Source organism: Phycisphaeraceae bacterium (assembly GCA_015709595.1).
Classification (GTDB): Bacteria; Planctomycetota; Phycisphaerae; order Phycisphaerales; family SM1A02; genus CAADGA01.
The window spans coordinates 206,847-226,203 of sequence record CP054178.1 but is presented as its reverse complement, the minus strand read 5'-3'; the positions used below and the strand labels follow the sequence as shown (position 1 = coordinate 226,203).

The 19,357-nt window shown below is 63.2% G+C and carries 14 protein-coding genes and 1 tRNA gene; 4 read left to right on the top strand and 11 right to left on the bottom strand.

Annotated features, from left to right (window positions below):
• Nucleotide 1: 1 nt before the first annotated feature.
• From HRU76_01005 to HRU76_00965, 9 genes are all read right to left on the bottom strand, one after another.
• Complete coding sequence (locus tag HRU76_01005; protein ID QOJ16257.1) at nucleotides 2-1,126, bottom strand: DUF262 domain-containing protein; 1,125 nt, start codon at nucleotides 1,124-1,126, stop codon at nucleotides 2-4.
• 45 nt (nucleotides 1,127-1,171) lie between these two features.
• The gene (locus tag HRU76_01000; GenBank protein QOJ16256.1) at nucleotides 1,172-1,864 is read right to left on the bottom strand and encodes a DUF2290 domain-containing protein; all 693 of its coding nucleotides are present in this window, start codon (nucleotides 1,862-1,864) and stop codon (nucleotides 1,172-1,174) included.
• Nucleotides 1,861-3,972, bottom strand: a complete 2,112-nt coding sequence (locus tag HRU76_00995; GenBank protein ID QOJ16255.1) for an ATP-binding domain-containing protein — start codon at nucleotides 3,970-3,972, stop codon at nucleotides 1,861-1,863. Before HRU76_00995 ends, HRU76_01000 begins: the two co-directional genes overlap by 4 nt.
• A gap of 3 nt (nucleotides 3,973-3,975) precedes the next feature.
• Entirely contained in the window at nucleotides 3,976-6,063 is a 2,088-nt protein-coding gene (locus tag HRU76_00990) for a restriction endonuclease subunit S (protein ID QOJ16254.1), read from the bottom strand.
• Nucleotides 6,064-6,435: 372 nt separating this feature from the next.
• Nucleotides 6,436-8,583, bottom strand: a complete 2,148-nt coding sequence (locus HRU76_00985) for an SAM-dependent DNA methyltransferase (GenBank protein ID QOJ16253.1) — start codon at nucleotides 8,581-8,583, stop codon at nucleotides 6,436-6,438.
• Between the two features lie 134 nt (nucleotides 8,584-8,717).
• Nucleotides 8,718-9,131, bottom strand: a complete 414-nt coding sequence (locus HRU76_00980) for a hypothetical protein (protein QOJ16252.1) — start codon at nucleotides 9,129-9,131, stop codon at nucleotides 8,718-8,720.
• Nucleotides 9,128-10,726: a recombinase family protein gene (locus HRU76_00975; GenBank protein QOJ16251.1), complete on the bottom strand. Its 1,599-nt coding sequence runs from the start codon at nucleotides 10,724-10,726 to the stop codon at nucleotides 9,128-9,130. Before HRU76_00975 ends, HRU76_00980 begins: the two co-directional genes overlap by 4 nt.
• Nucleotides 10,723-11,229: a DUF2924 domain-containing protein gene (locus HRU76_00970; protein QOJ16250.1), complete on the bottom strand. Its 507-nt coding sequence runs from the start codon at nucleotides 11,227-11,229 to the stop codon at nucleotides 10,723-10,725. The genes HRU76_00975 and HRU76_00970 overlap by 4 nt, the downstream gene beginning before the upstream one ends.
• A gap of 648 nt (nucleotides 11,230-11,877) precedes the next feature.
• Nucleotides 11,878-11,951: transfer RNA gene (locus HRU76_00965), tRNA-Met, on the bottom strand.
• 162 nt (nucleotides 11,952-12,113) lie between these two features.
• Here HRU76_00965 and HRU76_00960 point away from each other — a divergent pair.
• Nucleotides 12,114-13,886, top strand: coding sequence for a hypothetical protein (locus HRU76_00960; GenBank protein QOJ16249.1), 1,773 nt, complete (start codon nucleotides 12,114-12,116; stop codon nucleotides 13,884-13,886).
• 3 nt (nucleotides 13,887-13,889) lie between these two features.
• Nucleotides 13,890-14,675, top strand: a complete 786-nt coding sequence (locus tag HRU76_00955) for a hypothetical protein (GenBank protein QOJ16248.1) — start codon at nucleotides 13,890-13,892, stop codon at nucleotides 14,673-14,675.
• A 652-nt stretch (nucleotides 14,676-15,327) separates the two neighbouring features.
• Here HRU76_00955 and HRU76_00950 read toward each other — a convergent pair.
• Both HRU76_00950 and HRU76_00945 read right to left on the bottom strand, forming a co-directional pair.
• On the bottom strand, nucleotides 15,328-15,960 hold the full coding sequence (locus HRU76_00950; protein QOJ16247.1) for an SIS domain-containing protein: 633 nt from the start codon (nucleotides 15,958-15,960) through the stop codon (nucleotides 15,328-15,330).
• Nucleotides 15,921-16,277: a hypothetical protein gene (locus HRU76_00945; GenBank protein ID QOJ16246.1), complete on the bottom strand. Its 357-nt coding sequence runs from the start codon at nucleotides 16,275-16,277 to the stop codon at nucleotides 15,921-15,923. Before HRU76_00945 ends, HRU76_00950 begins: the two co-directional genes overlap by 40 nt.
• A gap of 248 nt (nucleotides 16,278-16,525) precedes the next feature.
• Between HRU76_00945 and rpsO the strand changes: the two genes are divergently transcribed.
• A complete protein-coding gene (gene rpsO, locus HRU76_00940) occupies nucleotides 16,526-16,789 on the top strand; it encodes a 30S ribosomal protein S15 (protein QOJ19051.1) in 264 nt (87 codons plus the stop codon).
• A 197-nt stretch (nucleotides 16,790-16,986) separates the two neighbouring features.
• Nucleotides 16,987-19,275 carry a polyribonucleotide nucleotidyltransferase gene (gene pnp, locus HRU76_00935; GenBank protein ID QOJ16245.1) on the top strand — a complete coding sequence of 763 codons (2,289 nt, stop codon included), beginning with the start codon at nucleotides 16,987-16,989 and terminating at the stop codon, nucleotides 19,273-19,275.
• Nucleotides 19,276-19,357: the final 82 nt, after the last annotated feature.

Genomic DNA, 19,357 nt, shown 5'->3' with positions numbered 1-19,357 from the left:
GCTATCCCTGCATGACTTCGTCGAGCTTGCGGACAAAGGTGTGCACGCGATATTCCATGCGCTGCTTGTCGGAAGTCCGAGTAGTAATGGCGTCCGCGAACTGGGCGTCATCGTTGATCAGCTTCTGCAGGACGGCCTTGACCTCGGCCTTCTTGGCCTTTATTTCATCGAGCGTGTGGAAGCCGACGCCGACCATCACCGCGTCCATGATGGCGCGATTCAGACGATCGTCGTAGCTGCCGTCTGGATTGATCCGGTGAAACGCCTCGGCGCCGAAGACCTCGGCCACCTTCATGGCGTTTAGCATGAATTCCTTCTTCAACACCACGATCTCCTCAGATTTAGTGTGACGCACTTTGGACATGTAGTGGTTGAGCGACGAGCGCATGTTGCCCGAGTACGTCGAGATCTTGCCGGTTGCGGGGTCGTACCCGCCCTTCACCGTGAAGTGGCGCAACAGCAGCTCGGCATCCGCCATGCGGTTGTGCGGAGCATCCAGATCGAGGAGCGTCTGCACTAGTCCCTGGGCGCACAGGTCGTGAAGCATGTCGTTGAAAGCACCACGGTACAGACAGTTCCGCAACTCCTGTTCAGTGAGCTTCACGGCACCACGATTCAGGCGCATGAAGATCTCGTACTTGATGTCCTGATTGGACTCCTTGAAGATCAGAATGATGCGGAGAATCCCGTTACGAAGAATCCTCGCAGCCTTTGGGTTCAGATCTTTGTAGAACTGGCCATTCAGCTCATCGAGAACCTCCAGCCCCTTCAGTTTGAACTCGTTGGAGAAGAACCGACTCAGCGAGTTCAGACGCTGTAGCCCGTCGACAACATCCCACAGGCTGTCGTCATCCTCTGCGACGTAGATGACAGGAATCGGGACGTTTAGCAGGATGGACTCGACCAACAGGGATGCGCGCTTGTCGTCCCACACGTAGTTCCGCTGGTAGTCCGGGTCGAGGACGATGTCGCCGTTGGTGATCTTTCCAACGATGTCACTGATGCTCATGTCGTAGGCCTGCGTGCGCAGATGCCTCTCGTCCTTTGGGATGTGGTCAATCGCGCCTTCCTCCTCCTCGCGGGGGTCGGAGAACTTCAGGTCTTCCAACTCAGATGCCTTCGCCATGTTGCTGTCCTTCCTTCGTCAAACGCCTCTGCCGATAGAGAGCTGCTAGTCGTCGCGCCCCGCCGACCACGCGAGACAAAGGGAATGGGGGACTGGCGCGAACTCGTCCTTTACCAGGGGAACCCTTTGTTCGTGCATTCGCGCGAGTTCGGGGCAGGAGTTCCACGTCTCCCGGTAAAACGTCTTGAACACCATCTTCACGAACGTGGTGAACGACATGGGTCGATCAACGTGAATGCGAGTGTCATCGAACTGCGTGTGCAGATGCACCTCCGGATGGTCTTCGCTCGCCCGGTCAGGATCGAAGTCGAATCGCATGGGGGACCGAAGGTACAGCTCGCACAATGGGGCGGCGCTTGCGGGCGATTCCATGCACATCGCCACCGCTGCACACAGGTCTCCGAGATCCTCCACTGGCTCTTGAATGGCAACAGGCGCGGGCCAGTACAAGAGGCTGTGCGCCACGACGTTCGTTCCGTCACAGTCGTAGCTCGCCTGAACGACGGAGTAGTCCTTCAGGAGGCATGTAAACGCGCCTTCCTTGATCAGAGATAGATACTGGCCAAGCGAGCCGAAAGCGAAGGTGCGAGCAGCACTCGGGCCGACGCTTGGCCACGCGACGCGTTGAAACGCTCCCTCGCGTCTCTGGCAGGGAGAATTGTCGAATGTCACCAGCCCCAGGCTCCGCAGATCCTGGCAGGTGCTCGCGATCATCGTGGCGACCTGTCGAGCGTTCACGCCTTGCCCCCCTTGTCCTGCATGGCCTTCAAGATCTCCTTGAGCTGAGGCATTGCATCCGGAGAGATGACGCCGCGCTTCACGAGATCGAGGACCTCCTCCAGGCTTTTCTCTGCCTTGCGGATCTGGCTCTTCTCTTCGGCGGTGCGATCTCGATTGATCCTGCGCATCACCGCCAGTTGCTCCTGCGTCGGGACGCGGAACACCAGCTTGTAGCCCGAGTTCACGACCGCATCGATCTCCTTCTGTAGGGTGGTCATGCTGAGGCCAGTGCCGCAGAGACGCACCCATGCGCGAGACCGGGTAATCGCAGTAAACAGGATGTTCCGTAGACGGATCAACTCATGGCCGACGACGCAGAAGTCGGAGTTGGCGATGTAGACCATCGGCGCTTCATTGCCCTTGGCGCGGTAGATGCCCGACACGGTGACGACGCCCGATTGCGAGAACTGATCTCGGTCGTTGGTAACGCCGGCCAGGGACGAGGGGATCCCGCGGCTATCCAGGTGGCGACGGAGCGAGTAGTACTCATCGCGCTGCGTTATTGGCTCCGGCAGCACGATCAGGATGTCGTCGGCATCGAGTTCGTCCTCTTTCAAGTTCTTGGCAACCTGCTCCGCGATCCAGGCATACTGCTCATCCTTCGTGTTGAACGCCTGCGATTGCACGGCGTCGGCTGGCGTCAGCAGCTTCTCAAAGAACAGCGGGTAGGATCGCGGTCCGCGTGCAAGGACGACCTCCTGCCCGTAGTCCAGCGGCCCCTTCTCAACCATGTAGCCGATGTCTACCCAGAGGCTGGGCTCATCGAAGTGCTGCACCATGCCGCGATCGCGCGAGAGCCCAAACCCCAACGCGTGGGCCAGCGTGAGCGCCCACGGCGTATTGCGGTAGCACACCGGCAAAATGATGTCTTGCTGAGGTGCACCGGGTGTGTTCGTGAGCTGAATGTCTCGATCGAATAGTTCGGCCGTCGATGCCATGCCCGCATCTGACAGGTTCTGGAGTTCGTCGTATGCCCAGACGATCCTCTTCGGCGCTCTGGTGACCGCATCGACGATCCGGAAGAATGATCGTGGCAGATCCTGGGCCTCATCGATCAGAACGGCGTCGAACAAGTCGAACTCGCGACCCTTCATCGCGGCGGCGAGTTCGTCGCACACGCCCTCGAATGCCCGCATGACTCCGAAGCGAGACTTTGCGCTCAGGTAGTTGGTCGGAATCATGTTCGCCGCGGCGCACGCGAGCGAATACATGCCGTCCGTGGCGGATGAGCCCCACGAGTGGACGATGCGCAACTTCTCCCAGTCCGGCTTATCCCCCAGGTGCTCGAGCGTGAACCGCTCGATCAGGTCCTTGAACTGCTGATACAGGGACCTCGTGTGGAACGTGACCGCGATCTGCCAATCGGGGTGCTGAGTGTGCAGATATGCCGCCTTCAGGGCCAGCACCACCGTTTTGCCCGAGCCCGCAAGGCCGCGAATCCTCTGGAGCCCTTCCGGAGTTTCGATCGCGGCGGACTTTTGCCATCGGTCAAGGTTGGCGATCTCTTTCTCGATCGACCGCAGGATCGCCCCCTTCGAGCCGGCCTTCACGATGTTCTGCCGTTTCTTGACGGGCTTGATGGTTGTGACACGCTGGATCGCGGCCGACACGCTCCGATAGAGGGCGGGGTCGTCGATCGGCTTCATGCCACCGAGCGCTGCTACGAGCGTGGAGGGCGACGCCGCGGGATACGCGGCATCTGCCGGCGCAGGAACTTCTCCTTCAGGAAAAACAGACAGCACGTTGACCGTGACGCCGAGCGCCCTCCCGCGACGCAGCGACTCATGCCTGCCAAGGTTCGATTCGAGAACGTAGTACAGCTTGTCCTGTACTGCCTTGTAGTCCTCGCCCTTCTGCGCGAAGTGAAACGCCACCAGGCCTGGCTTCTGGGTGACGAGTAGCGCATCGATCGTGGTGTTCGAGTCCGCCGATGCCATCACCGGGTAGCCGATGTAGAACGTACCCTCAATGCCCGCCTGCTCCAGGCTTCGAACAATCGTCGCCAGCAGCGCCTGGGGGAGCGCCGTGCTGCCGTAAATGACATCAAACTTGGCGGCGAGGTTCATGCTCTACTCCTTGCTCCGATCGTGCTGAGCGATGCGTGTGTGCGCCCCATACCCCGTCGGCACCAGTCCCTTGCCGCGCATCCACCCGATCGCCTTGCGCCACTTGTCCTCGGGGATCGCCGTCTTCGCCGGGTCCCAATTGGTCAGCACCTCGGCGACGAGTGCATCATCCGTCACCGGCTTCTGGTCGATCAGGAAGTCGTTCCACGCCGAATACAGCGTCGCCACGATCTCCGAGCGCTGCGTGTCCAGCTTCACCAACAGGTCCATCAACGCTGCGAACGCGGCCTCCTTCGCCCCCCAGTACCGATCGAAATACTGCTTGTGCCCGCCCGCCTTGGCCAGCGGCAAGAACTTCAGCGGATCGCCGTCCTTGCGATACTCGTACCACTGCGACTTCTGCAGCTGCGACTGGATCGACCGCATCATCGCGTTGTCGAACGGCCCGGCCGCGGCCCGCATCGGCTGGCTCTCGATCTCCGCCAACTGGAGGTGCCCCTCGGCGAGGATCAGGGCCTTCTGCAACTTCACCCGCCCGAACGTGCGGTCATTCCCAATGCGGGCGATGATCTCCGCGGCGAGCACGCTGCGTTGGAAGTACTTGTTCGCGGTCCGGCCAGTGCCACCGGCCTCGCCGTTGATTCGACCGGCGATCACAGGGTCGCTTGCGGATGCGGCCTCCGGTTGCACGGTGCTCGCCGCGCCGCAGACGCTGATCTTCCCCGTCACGGCGGCGGAGATAAAGGCCTGGCGATACTCGGTCAGGCGGACGATCGCGGATTCAGCGGCCGCGGTGAGGGAGTCGAACCTGGCACACGCGGCGTCTAGGTGGGCGACGATGGCGCGCTGCTCGTCAAGCGACGGCACGATCACGAGCAGGTTCTTGACGTCCTCAAGTCCCAAGCCCTCCTTGGTCCCGCCATACATCAACTGGCGGAACTGGATTTGGCCGAGTCCAGAGAACAGGGCGTAGGCCAGATACCTGGGCTCGATGCGATTGCGGCGAGGCCGGACCAGCGCGAGGTGCTGATTGACATACGCCCGCTCGAATCCTTCTGGCACGACGCCCACGGCACCGATGTACGCCGTGACCGAGATCAGCACGTCGCCACCTTGCACAATCGTCCGTTCACCCTCTGCACCATCGGGGGGCGTAACCCGCTGGATGTCGCCAAGGTCCAGGTCGACACCGACGCGTGAGACGTTGCCAATGCGAAGGAATACCTCTCCATCGTTGCTGTAGTACTCGGCCCATCCACGCGATCCGGACGTCACGAACGAAGAGAGGAACTTGAGTCGCCGCACCTCCGCTGGCACATCGCCGAGCCAGTCGATGCCGGAGGGCTTCATGGGGGCGGCGGGGTTGAGGCCCTTGGTGACGGCGTGGGTGATGAGGGCGGTGCGTTGTTCGGCGAGCAGGTCGATCAGCCGCCGATTGGCCGCGACCAGCTCATCGACCCGTCGCGTCCGCTCGTCCAGCCACGCCGCAATCGCCTCCTGCTCAGGGAGAGGGGGGAGGGGAAGTTCGATGTTGGCGAACTTCTGGCCGTTGATGTTCCCGATCGTCGCGGCAATCGCAGCCAAACCAATCCATTGCTCGAACGGCTTGGTCTTGGTGAAATAGAACGCGAAGCGCGGGTTCAGGGTCTTTCGCAGCACAAATCGGACGAGGTAGCCCGCGTAGGCGCAGGGGCCGTGTGTTTCCGCGTTGTAGATGAACGAGCGGCCGAGCGTCCCGCTGCGCGACAACAACAAGTCGCCGTCGGAGAGCATGTAGTCCGTGACTCTCGTGGGGTCGAGATAGACCGCGCTGGTCTCCGCAGGCGCGAGGTTGCCCTCGTCATCAATGTCCGAGGTTCGCAGAAATCGCACGCCCTCCGACTGGTACGACTCGGCCGATTCGTTCGCGCCGTACAAAGCAGAGCGGGTGCATAGATGCTTGAGCCGCTTGACTTCCCAGTGCGCCGGCACATCCCCCAGCCACACCACTCCGCTGGGCCGATAGGCCGGATAACGGGTCGTCACCTCTTGCGCCGGCGCAAGGCGTGCGCCCGCGTCCGGGGGGGTCAAAAACAGGGTCGCGTCAGCCATGTCCGCGCCCCTCTCCCGCCCCGGCGCGGCCTCCGCCACGCTCCGGCTCGCCCGGAGCGTGTTCCAACCGACTCGGACGACCGTCCGAGTCATCCGGACGATCTTCCGGTCCAGTCGGCCGGTCCTCCGGATCACCTGGAACATCCTCCAGTCCGCCCGGACGACGCTCCAACTCGTGCGGACGACCCTCCGGACGGGCCGGATGATCGTCCGACTGATCCGGACGTCCTTCCAATCGGCCCGGACAGTTCCGGCGCGCCGCCATTCCCGGGAGTGGCGCATCCACGGAAGCCCGCGATCCAGCCCCGCCCCCCCACGGGCCGCCGGCGCGGAACTCGGTTCGGAGAGCCGGGCTGCCCAGCACGAGGCCGCTCACTTGGTCACCTCCGCGAGCATCCGCACGATGTCCTTCTCAAGCCCGGTGATGTCCGCCGCGATGGCCGACAGCTCGCGCGGCGGCTGGTAGACGTAAAAGTGCCGCGTCAGTGGGATCTCGTACCCGACGATCCCCACCTTGCCGTCCTTCTTGTCGCGATGCTTCTCGTCGGTGCTGATCCAGGCATCGGGGACGTGCGGCTTCACCTCGCGATCGAAGTACACGAGGATGTCCTCCTTGAGGGGGACGTTCTCGTAGTCGCGAAGTTCCGGATCCGGCTCGGGGTTGCCGTCTTTGTCCAGGCAGATCGCCGCGTTCTCATCGCGCACGCCGAACGCCGCGACGATCGCCTTGCGGATCGGCGCGGAGAGTTTCGCGTCCGACGCCTCGAACGCGGTCTCTAGGTCCGCCAGGAAGTCTGCCCGATCCATCCAGACCTTCCCGGGCAGGCCCTCGAGGACGCCCACGATCGCGTCGCCAGCGGGATTCGCGGGGGCGGAGGTGGCGGGGGAGGAAGGCTCGTTCGCCGCGGCTGCCGCACCCTTGGCCTTCCGGCCGCGCTTCTTCGGCTTGGTGTCCGCATCCTCCGCCAGCTTCTTGAAGGGGCCGGAGTCGCGGAGGGCCTCGATCCCCTCGGGCGTCACCGCAAACCGAAGGCGAAGCGGGCGCTCGACCGTGATCTGGCGGTATCCGAAGTCGGCGTTGTCGAAGACCTTTGAGTGCTGGCCCTGGGCAAAGTCGCCATACAGGCGGGTGATCTCGCCGACGTGGTCGGGCTTCCCGTCCTTGCCGTCGCCGATCTCCTGGCGCTTGTTCCCCAGTGACTTCCGCATCTTCTGGGCGAAGGAGACCGCGTTGATGAGCTGGACCTTGCCGCGCCGGCGCGGCTCCTTGCGGTTGGAGACGATCCAGACGTAGGTGAAGATGCCCGTGTTGTAGAACAGCTCATCCGGGAGTGCGACGATCGTCTCAAGCCAGTCGTTCTCGATGATCCAACGGCGAATCTCGCTCTCGCCCGACCCGGCGTCACCGGTGAAGAGCGGAGAACCATTGAAGACGATGCCGATGCGCGTGCCGCCGTTGTCTCGCCTGGGGTCCGCTGGCTTCATCTTTGAGATCATGTGCTGGAGGAACAGCAGGGAGCCGTCATTGATGCGGGGCAGGCCGGCGCCGAACCGACCGGCCATCTTCAACGTCTCGTGCTCCTTGCGGATCTCATCTTCTTCAGGCTTCCACTCAACCCCGAAGGGCGGATTGGCCAGCATGTAGTCGTAGTGCTCGCTCGGGAACCCGTCGTCGGTGAACGAGTCGCCGAATTTGATGTGGTCGATGTTCTGACCCTTGATGAGCATGTCCGAGCCGCAGATCGCGTAGGACTCGGGGTTGTAGTCCTGGCCGAAGACCTCAAGGCGCGCATCGGGGTTGAGCTCCGCGAGGTATTCCTCAGCGACCGACAGCATGCCGCCCGTGCCGCAGGCGGGATCGAACAGCGTCTTCACGATGCCTTTGCGTGTGAGGACCTCGCCGTCGGGCGTGAACAGCAGGTTGACGATGAGCCGGATGACTTCGCGCGGCGTGAAGTGATCACCCGCGGTCTCGTTGGCGGCTTCGCTGAACTTCCGGATCAGCTCCTCGAAGATGTATCCCATCTCGACGTTGGACACCGTCGCGGGATGCAGGTCGATGGTGGCAAACTTGGAGACGATCAGGTAGAGGCGGTTGGCTTTGTCCAACTTCTCGATGTGCTCGGCGAAGCCGAAGTACTCGATGATCTCACGGGCCTTGGAGGAGAACGACTTGATGTAGTGCGTCAGGTTCTTGGCGATGTTGTTCGGATCGCCCGCAAGCGAGCGGAAGTCGAACTTGCTCGTGTTGTGCAGCGGAAACGGGCGGTCCTTGGGCCAATCCGGTGGCATGGCCGCGCGGTTGAGCACCGGCTCCAGGTTGTTGATCGGCGTGCCCCTGCGCTTCAGCTCCTCCGCCTTCGTCCGCACCTTCTCGCGCGTGGGTTCAAGGACGCAGTCGAGCCGACGCAGCACGGTCAGCGGGAGGATGACCTTGCCGTACTGGTTGGGGCGGTACGGGCCGCGGAGCAGATCCGCGACCTGCCAGATCAGGGAGACCTTGTCGCTGAAGTTGTGCATGGCGGGGTCGGATCGGCGATTGGTTGGATGGCTGGGTGACGGCGACGGCGTGCGGCGTGTACTAAACGCTGCACGCTGAGTGTAACCGAGTTCCGCCGCGAACGCAGCCCGAATCCCGGGCGGACGCTGGGGGTCTAACCCCGGTCAGTACAGCACGTTCGCTGGCCCACGGCCAGCCAGACCCGCCTCTGCTTCCGCCAATCCAGCACTCGGGTGAGATCCCGAAGCATGCGCTCGTGGATGGGATCGCGGCCAGCCTCGACGGGCGGCAAGAACAGGATCTGCTCCTGGATGTCCGGCGCGAGATGCAGCAGGTTCATGATCTGCGTCATCCGGGGCTGCGTGACCTGGCAAAGATGGGCCAGTTCGGATAGGTCGGCCACAACTCCGCGCTGGAGGAGATCGTCGTACTTGATCGCCAGTGCCATCAAGCGGGCGACGCGGGGAATCCTGCTGGTCGGCTTGGGCAGTTCAGCCTCCGGGCCAACCACCAGGCGCTTGCGGCGGGACTTCACGGCGAAGTGGATGGTTCTGACGACGGTTGTCACGCGGCTTCCTCCAGATTCCGGCGGCACAGGGCGGCGATCCCGGTCGCCCGAAACGTGACGGCGACGCTCGCGTTCGCCGGGTCGTACTCGATCTTCGAGAGCAGCAGCTTCAAAACTCGTGCCTGCTCGCGCGGGGACAGTTGTGACCACACGCCGTCGAACTCGTTGAGTGCCTTTCGGGCTTCATCGCGGGTGATGGAAGTGCTTTTGATCGTGCCGAGCCTCGCGTCCACCTCGCCGAGGCGCGAACGGGCACCGGTGATCTGTTCGTGTAGGTTGGCCAGGCGGGCGGTCGTTGTCGCGCCGCCGTCCTTGTCGGCGACGAGTTCCCGGAGCTCGCGGTCCATCCGGGCCAGCGCGTTCAGTATGGACCCTCGCTCGGCCTTCAGGGCCGATTGCTCCGCGTCCACGTCGACCTTGGCCTCCGCGAGAATGCGATCCAGCAACCCGCGGTCGTTTCCCAACGCACGGATCTCGTCGATGACGAGTTTCTCGATCTCCAGCCCGGGCAGCGTCGCCGCCGCGCAGGTGCGGGCACCGTTCTTGATCGCGTTCAGGCACCGGTAGTAGCGGTAGTACCGGCCCCTCTTGCCGTAGAACGTGTGGATCATGGCGCAGTCGCAGTGCTTGCATCGGAGCAGCCCGCGGAGCAGCGCGCCGTACTTGTTGCGGGCCTCGGCACCGCCGGTTCGGCCGTTCTCTGCCAACTGCTGTCGCACGCGCTCGAAGAGACCGGGATCGACAATCGCCTCATGCTCTCCGTCGTAGGTCTGGCCCTTGTGGACGATCTTGCCCGTGAGGATCGGGTTCGTCAGCAGGACGTGGAGGGTGCCGGTGTCGAACGGGCGACCGCCCCTCTTCTCGCCCTTGCGAGTCAGCCGTCGCTTGTTGGTCCACTCGCGGTGCCTCAGAACGGTCACAGCGCGCTGGAGCGATCCCGCGTCCAGGTAGATTTGGAATATCTCCCGGACCCGCGCTGCCTCCCTGGGGTTGACGACCAGGCGGGGGCTGCCGCCTGAGCGGTCGACGTCGTACCCGAGGACGGGCACGCCGCCCGCCCACTTGCCACGCCGCTTCTGGGCCGCGATCTTGTCGCGGATGCGTTCCCCGATGATCTCACGCTCGAACTGAGCGAACGAGAGCAGGATGTTGAGCGTCAACCTACCCATCGAGCTGGTCGTGTTGAACTGCTGCGTTACGGAGACGAACGACACGCCCTTGCGATCGAACGCCTCCATGATCCGCGCGAAATCCATCAGAGACCGGCTGAGCCGGTCGACCTTGTAGACCACGACGCAGTCGATTGTGCCCGCCTCGATGTCCCTGAGCAGGCGTTCCAGCGACGGTCGCTCCATGCTGCCGCCGGAGAATCCGCCGTCGTCGTACCGGTTCGGAAGACAGACCCAGCCCTCGTTGCGCTGGCTGGCGATGTACGCCTCGCCGGCTTCCCTCTGTGCGTCGAGGGAGTTGAACTCCTGTTCCAGACCTTCCTCGCTGCTCTTTCGCGTATAGATGGCGCACCGAACGGGCGCGGCGATTCCGGTTCCTCGGGTTCGGTCGGCGGGTGTGCTGGATGACCGGGGGCGCTTGCTCATCGGCCACCCCGCAGTCCGAAGAAGCGGTACCCGTTGATGTGCTGGCCTGTCACCTTCTTGGCAACCACCGACAGCGTGCGGTACCGCTCGCCCTCGAACTCGAATCCTTCACCGTCGGCAAGCACCGACACCCGGATGGTGCGACCCTTGTACTGGCGCACGATCGCAGAGCCGGGGGGCGGCAGCCGTGGGTCACGGCGGTCCTTTGGGTCAAGCGACCTGATCCGACTGCGGATCTCGCCTGGCTGGGGAGGCGTGACCAGCATCCGTGGAGCCATCGTGCGAATCTCCGCGTCGTCGGCCAGTTCGGCGGCGCGACGCCTCGCTCGTTCAGTCAAGTCGCCCTCCGCGTTGGCCTGGATACGCCACGCGATCTTGCGGATCAGGTACGCCCGGTGCCGCGTGCGGCAGGCGTGCCCGTGAAGTTCCTCGTAGCGGTCCACGAGGTCACCCGTGCTCATCCGCTGAAGCTCGTCGAGTTGTCGCTGTATCGCGTCGGACATGTGGACTCCTCATCGCATCGGCCCGGAGCCCTAACCCCGGGGCCGCGCGGAGACACTGAGGTCCGCATGCTGCGAGAGTTCAAGTCCACCGGCCGGAGATTCCGCCGGCTCGCTGATGTCCCGGGTGGAACGCGAACGATCCGCATGGACCGCTCGCACCAGCCCGCGGGCCAGAATGCTCGCCACTTCGGCGTCGCGCTCAGCAGGCGTCATCGTCTCGGGATCTCGGCTTCGCATCATGCGGGCTCCCGCCTGGTGGCGCGTCGTGCGCCTCGGTAGGCGTTCCCTATGCGGCGGAGGCGCGACATGCCCGCGGCGTGAACGCGCGGGGCTGATCCGAACACCGCTGCGCACGCATCGCAAGCATGGAAGCCAGCATCGCGCACGCCCACGCGAGCGCGAAGTCCCGTTAACCCCGGCACCGGGGGACGAGAGACGCGGAGAGACTTTGGGCCAAAATCGCGTCCGTGGGGCCAGGAGGGGGAGGGGCCGGTTATGGCCGTGGCTCGGGAGAGAGACCCGGCTTGCGTCTGCCGCCTCCGGCAAAACCTTCGGAACCTGGGCCAAAACGCGAAAACGCCGCGGAGGTCTCTCGGCGGCGTTCCCTGAAAACCAAAGGGCCGGCTGCTTTCGCAACCGGCCCGGCAATAGCGGGGGCAGGATTTGAACCTGCGACCTCCGGGTTATGAGCCCGACGAGCTACCAGACTGCTCTACCCCGCAGTCGTGACTCCAACCGTAGACCGGTACCCGGTGGGGGTCAAGGCGTCGCGCGAGGCGAAGGAAACAGCGGATCGACGGCGCACGATTGAGAGCGGTGGAACGACCGACCATCACCACAACAACAGGTCACCTCGAAGGCATGGACGGTACAATGCCACCGACATGTACGGCACCCTCGACCGATTCAACCGCCAGGTCATCAGCCCCCGGATTCGGTGGGTTGAGGATCCATCAGGTCCGGGGGCGGATCGGTACAAAGTGACGCTGTCGTATGACCGCAACTCGAACATCACCGAGATCGACGATGCGGTCCAGTCAGGTCTGGACTGGCAGTACACGTACGATGACCTCGACCGCCTCACGCGGGCGCGGGCGGGCACCCTTTCCGGGGGCGGCGGCAGCATCACCAGCGAGACCCGCGACCAGAACTGGACGCTGGACCATGCGGGCAACTGGGGCCACACCACCTTCGACCTGAACGCGGATGATGTGTACACCGGCGGCGGGGAGTACGACTGGGATTTCACCCAGAACAAGGCCAACGAGATCACGGGGGGGGACAACCAGTCCCCCGGAGGCAACGTGACGCCGGTCTACGACGCCGCGGGGAACATGACGGATGCCAAGCGTGACTGGCAGTACGAGTACGATGCGTGGTACCGGCTGGTGAGGGTGCGGGCGCAGAACGGTTCCGGGGGTGACATCGTGGCGGAGTTCAAGTACAACGGGCTGGGGCATCGCATCAGCGCCCGGTACCCGTCCGGGGGCGAGACCGCGCCGTGGTTCCACTTCGCCTACGACGAGCGGTGGCGGATGGTGGCGATGTACGAGGACGATGCGGCGACGGATGTGCCGACCGAGCAGTTCTGGCACCACAACGCGGGTCCGTCGGGGTTTGGGGGATCGTCCTACATCGACGATGTGGTCCTGCGCGACCGGGCCACGGGCGCGGAGGGCGAGGGCATCCTCGATGAGCGCGTGTACTACCTTCAGAACTGGCACCATGATGTGGTGGCGCTGGTGGACACGTCCGGCGCGATCGTGGAGCGGGCGAACTACGACGGCTACGGGATGCCGATCGGAACGTTCAGCACCAACGGGAACAGGAGGGGCTACGCGGGGTACGAGATCGACCCCGTGCTGGCCGGGCACTGGCACGTGCGGCATCGGGTGCTGCGCAGTGACCTGGGGGTGTGGACGAGGCGCGATCCTGCAAGTGAGTCCTTCGACACGGGTCTTTACTTGTACGCATCGACGGCTCCTCCGAACTACAACGATGCAATGGGACTCCAGCCTGATGGGGTCTATGCCCTGCTTCATCGTTCACATGCCGCAGCTTGTGAGGGCGCATGTGAGTGGTATTTCTGGGCCCGATTATCAGTGCACCCGAGATGTCCGCTTGTCATGGTGCAACAAGTCCGCAACGAGGTTGCCTGTGACCGATGCTGTATGAATCCTACAAGCGGATGGGTTCGAAGGTCATATTGGGAGAGGATTCCTGTTCCCGAAGTTGCTCCACGAGAAGTGGGCGGTGGATTCTGGCTGCGTTCGGCTCGCACTGATCGTGGAATCTGGGGCGCTCCACATGAGTCGTATGGGGTCTTCTACCAAGCCGGCGAGATTCGTACATTTTGTCGCCAAGATCTTCCGGATAGTGCCTTTGATCACTGGGACACCCAAGTTCCCAATGGGACGGGCTACGCACTGAACGAGGGCGACGCGCAGAGTCTCTGTTTTGGACTACTGGTTCGATCAGGAAACTTCGACTCCATCGGTACCAAGCCGCAGTGGTGGGACACAGTGACTCCGCGAGCAGTTGGAACCCGGCTCATGGTTTATAATTGGGGATGTGATTGTGCCGACGATAAAGCGCACAACAATGTGTATTGTTCTGACGATAAGGGCGATGTTCCAAAGGGTATTCGAGGAGAATGAAAGATGACCCGGATCAATGTTAGTTCTCACATGCCTCTTTCGAGACGCGCGATCTTGTCCGGGATGCCGGTTCTTGCGGCAGGCCATCTGATTCGCACCCAAGGGCCGAAAGATCGTCCCGCCGATCCCCCGCTCGATCTGTTTGACGATGTTCTCAATACGACAGAGTGGCTCCCATGGGACGATTTCGACGGATTGCTTGGTAACTTGATGCGCCTCCCGCAATGGCCATCTGACCGGGACTTTCAACCGGAGGAATGGCAACAGTATTGCGCGACTGCGGTATCATGGCAGCGATCACGACCATCTTGTATCGAAACTTTGGTGATTTTGGCAATGCTGATCGGCACTGCTTATCGTGCATCGCCGTCGAATGTCGATCATTGGTCGACCAAATATCGACACGACAATGTGCCAGACGCGCACTTGGCCGACTGGCTCGGCGTGCGAATCATGCTTCTGCTTCGCATCATGTTCAATATTCCAGCGAGTACGATGGCGTATCGGCTTCCAAAGTCAGAGTATCTGATCGCTGGATGCAGCTATTATCCTGCAAAACCCATCGGCACGTTCGGGGAGAACGATATCCTCAGAATCGCGGCACCCATCGATTGGCGAGACAGGAATCCGCGACTGATGGCTCTCTCGAAGGTCCATGAGCCCGGAGGCATTTGGACAGATTATCAGCCGCACATCGAATATCGTTATTTTCGCGTGAATTTTCCACTTCGGGAGAATCTTCAGGATCTTGTGACAGACAAGAAGCTGATTCCACCCCCTCTGAAGTAGCCCCATCGACCATGTCGAAGTGTTGGTTGTCAGCACTTCATGCCCAACTCACGATGTGGGGTCCGTTGTGTGAAGAAGCTATCCCGAAGCCCGGATTCACCGCAGATTCGCAAGAGTCGCAGAGAGAATACAGCCGGAATTCCAGACTCCGCAGCCTCTGAAGCTCTGCGGTAATGTCTTCTTCGAGAGTTCAGGGATGGGCATCTAGATCCTCGCATCTGCCAGCTTCGCAAGTCGTTCCATCCTCGATCGCACGGTCTCTATGCCCACCGGTGTTGTCACCTTGTTCGCGGTTGATACGCCGACCGCCTGCCTTCCCACCGCGTCTCCCGGCACACCACGGGCGCAATTGACTCGAAACCCGCCCCCGCTGTTTCTTCCTTGAAGCGAATCCCAGGTCTTTGCCGGGCGTCAATGGGGCGCGGCTCGCCGCGGCGATGCACGATGCGAAACTCGCGCCCGCATGAACTGCCCGACTCTCGTCAGGATTCTCTGAACAAACCCCTCTTCCACCGGGAGAGGGTTGGAATGAGGACATGCCTCGACCGGAATTGGCGTTCACGGGACGTTTGAACAAAGCGGCGGGATTGTTCAGGGATTCCAGATGAAAACCGTGTCGGACAAGGGTTTCTGGCCGGCGCCAATCTTGGCTTCACCCGTCATTTGGGCCCGCCATGCACTCGCCCTCCACGTATTCGCAGAAAATGTGCAGCACCACCTGGTGGGCTTCCTGGATGTGCCCTGAATCCTGGTCATCGACCACGATGGCGTGCGCGCAAAGCGGGGCGCACGGGCCGCCGCCGCGCCCCAGCAGACCGATCGTCATCGCCCCCTTCGCCCGAGCCGTCTCCAGTGCGTGAATCAGGTTCGCGCTCCTGCCGGAAGTCGAAAAGACCACAAGCACGTCGCGCGGGGTGAGCAGCGTCTCGCACTGGCGTGCGAAGATCGCGTCGAACCCGAAGTCGTTGGCGATGCAGGTCAGGGCGGTCGGGTCAGCGTTGAGACATATCCCTCGCAGCGCTGGCCGGTTCGATCGGTAGCGGCCGATGAGTTCTTCGGCCAGGTGCAGCGCCTCGGCGGCGGAACCGCCGTTGCCGCAGGTGTAGACCGTGCCGCCGCGTATGAGGCACTGGGTGATCGCTGTTGCCGCCGCTGCGATGGCCTCGGACTGCCCGCGCAGTGACGCGACGGCCCGGGCCGCGCCATTGATGCGCTGAACCACGATGTCCGGTGGAGTCGTCGTGCTCACGGGTGCGATTGTACCGGTTCGTGCGGCACGCCGCATTCCGGGCAACATCCGCCCTCGGCGTGGCCGCGCAGGTCGTATCCGCAGCGGCGGCACCGCTTCTCGCCAAGGACTGCCGCAGTTCGACGAGATCGCCACGCCCAGACGCCCATGACAAGCAGCCCCGGAATCATCGTCAGCAGGGCAAGCCCCGCGAACACCAGTCCCACCTGGGTGTTCTCGCTTCGACTGGCGTCGATCATCTCGCCTCGAAACGCCAGCATCGCAAACCCCGCGAGCCAGATCGTGAGCGTGAGTGATGCAAGAACGATGACCACGCTCGCGATGGCCATGATGGCGTGAAGTGACTGCCTCACGGGGGACTCCGTTGCCCGACAACTCGGTCGGCTCTCTGACAGGTCGCGGGGGTCACCGCGGGCATGGATCATCCTCTGGCGGCATCGTAGCGGGGTAGTTCCGGGTGAATTCGGGTGGCGGGCGCCATTCGCGACCCGATTTGGAGCCGAACGCCGACCCTGCTACACTGGTGGCCTGAAAACGGGATCGCACCTTGCCGCCCTCGATGCGGGCGGCCTCTGTTCATCCAGGGTGACAGCACACCATGATTTCGGAATCGAAGCGACAGGAACTCGTTCAGACTCACAAGCGCCATGCGAGCGACAGCGGTTCGCCCGAGGTGCAGGTGGCGGTGCTGACCGAGCGCATCAACGAAGTGACCAACCACATGCGCACGCACGTGAAGGACTACTCCACGCGGCGCGGGCTGCTGCGGATGGTCGGCAAGCGCAACCGGCTGCTCAAGTACCTTTCGGAAACGAACCGCGAGGCCTACCAGGGCCTCATCAAGCGGCTCGGCCTGCGGAAGTGACTGGGTGACCTGCTCCGTCGCGGCCGTTCGGCACCGGACGGCAGTGGGCAAAGCACAGTCGCCGTTCGGTTTCCGGGTTGGGCTCGCCTGAACTTTGCCATCTGCCTTCTTTGTGACGACGGCCGCCCCGGCCCTGCCGGGGTCGGGTCCGCGCGACGCGGCCCGCACGACTCAACCACAAGGAAGGACACGACAGAATGGCTCATGTGATCGTGGAACGCGAAATCGCGGGGCGGATGTATCGCATTGAAACCGGTCGAGTGGCCAAGCTGGCCACGGCGGCGGTGATCGCCAGTCATGGGGATACCGCGGTGATGTGCACCGTGATGCGGGCCAACCCCAGGCCGGGACTGGACTTCTTCCCCCTCCAGGTCGATTACCGCGAAAAGACCAGCGCGGTGGGGCGATTCCCCGGGGGCTTCCGCAAGCGCGAGGGCGCGCCCAATGAGAAGGAAATTCTCACCATGCGGATGATCGACCGCCCGATCCGTCCGCTTTTTCCCGACGGCTTCATCGACGAAATCCAGATTCAGTGCTGGGTGATGAGCCACGACGCGCAGAACGACGCGGATGTGATCGCCTCCACCGGCGCGTCCGCCGCGCTCGCCGTCACCGATGCGCCGTTTGAAGGCCCCATCGCCACGGTGCGCGTGGCCCGCATCCAGACCGAGGAAGGCGAGCAGTTCGTCATCAATCCCACGGTGGCGCAGCTGGAGTTCTCCGACCTTGACCTGGTGCTTTCCGGCCACAAGGACGGCATCAACATGATCGAGGTGGGGGCGGCGGAAGTGGAGGAGAAGGTCGTCCTCGACGCAATTCGCTTCGGCTATGAGCAGGGCATCCTGCCTCTGCTGGACCTGATCCGCGAACTGCGCGAGAAATGCGGCGCCCCTGATCCGCGCCCGGGCGATTCCGCCCTGCCCCCTCAGGACGTGGTGGACCTCGTCTGGAAACACGCCGAGGCGGAGATGCTGGAGCTGCGCCAGATCAAGGGCAAGCAGGACCGCAATACCAGGATTGACGCGCTGCGGGATCGGATTCTCAGTGAGCACTTTTCCGTGCCCGAGGGCGTGCCTTACAGCGAGCACGTGAAGGCCGAGCAGCGACGATCATGGGCCAAGGAGGCCTTCCGCACGCTGGAGAAGAAGATCACCCGCAAGCTGATCGTGCAGAAGGGCATCCGGGCCGACGGACGGGCGTTCAACGAGATCCGTCCGCTGGACATGCAGGTGTCGTTCTTCCCGCGCACGCACGGCTCGGCGCTCTTCCAGCGGGGCGAGACGCAGTCGCTGGTCTCCTGCACGCTGGGCACCGGGCGCGATGAGCAGATCATCGACGGCCTGCTGCCCGAGTACTCGAAGAAGTTCTACCTGCACTACAACTTCCCCCCCTTCTGCACCGGCGAAGTGGGGCGCATCATGGGGCCGGGACGGCGCGAGATCGGACACGGCGCCTTGGCGGAACGCTCGCTGCTGGGCATCCTGCCCGACCCTGAGCAGTTCCCCTACACCATCCGCATCGTCAGCGACATCACCGAGTCCAACGGCTCCTCGTCGATGGCGTCGGTGTGCGGCGGGTGTCTGGCGCTGATGGACGCGGGCGTGCCCATCCGCAACACCTGTGCCGGTATCTCCATCGGTCGTTTCAGCGACGACAGCGGCAAGGTGGTTCACGTGACCGACATCATCGGCGAAGAGGACTTCTTCGGCGACATGGACTTCAAGGTCTCGGGCACCCGACAGGGGATCACCGGCATCCAGCTCGACCTCAAGGCCCGTGGACTGTGGTTCGACGAGATCGAGAAGATCTTCGAGCAGGCCAGGCAGGGACGGCTTCAGATCATCGAGCAGATGGAGCGCGTCCTTCCCGCGCCGCGGGCGGACATCTCCAAGTACGCCCCGCGCATCGTGGTCATCAAGATCGACCCGGAGAAGATCGGCAAGCTCATCGGACCGGGCGGCAAGACCATCCGAGGCATCCAGGAGCGCACCGGCGCCACCATCGACGTGGAGGAAGACGGCACCGTCCACATCGCCTCGGTCGACGGTCCGGGAGGCGAGCAGGCGCGGCTGGAAGTCGAGGCGCTTTGCGCCGAGATCAAGGTCGGCACCATCTACCACGGCAAGGTCATCTCGACCAAGGACTTCGGCGCCTTCATCGAGCTGGCGCCGGGCACCGATGGCATGTGCCACATCTCCGAACTCGCCGAGGGGTACGTGAAGCGCGTGGAGGATGTTGTCAAGATCGGCGACGTGGTGAAGGTCAAGGTCATCAACGTCGATGACACCGGACGCATCAAGCTCTCGATCAAGCAGGCCCGCGACGACTACCAGCCCGGACCGGATGACGGCCAGGGCGGCGGTGGACACCGCGGCGGCGGGGGAGGCCACCGCGGCGGAGGACGCGGGGGAGATCGTGGGGGGGATCGTGGTGGAGATCGTGGGCGGCGCGACCGGGATCGACGCGAGCACGCCGGTTCGCATTGATCGACGGCATACACGTGAATCGTCCGGAGCCGCGGGTTCGCCCGCGGCTCCTTTTCTTCATCGCTGGGATGCCGACGGGTCA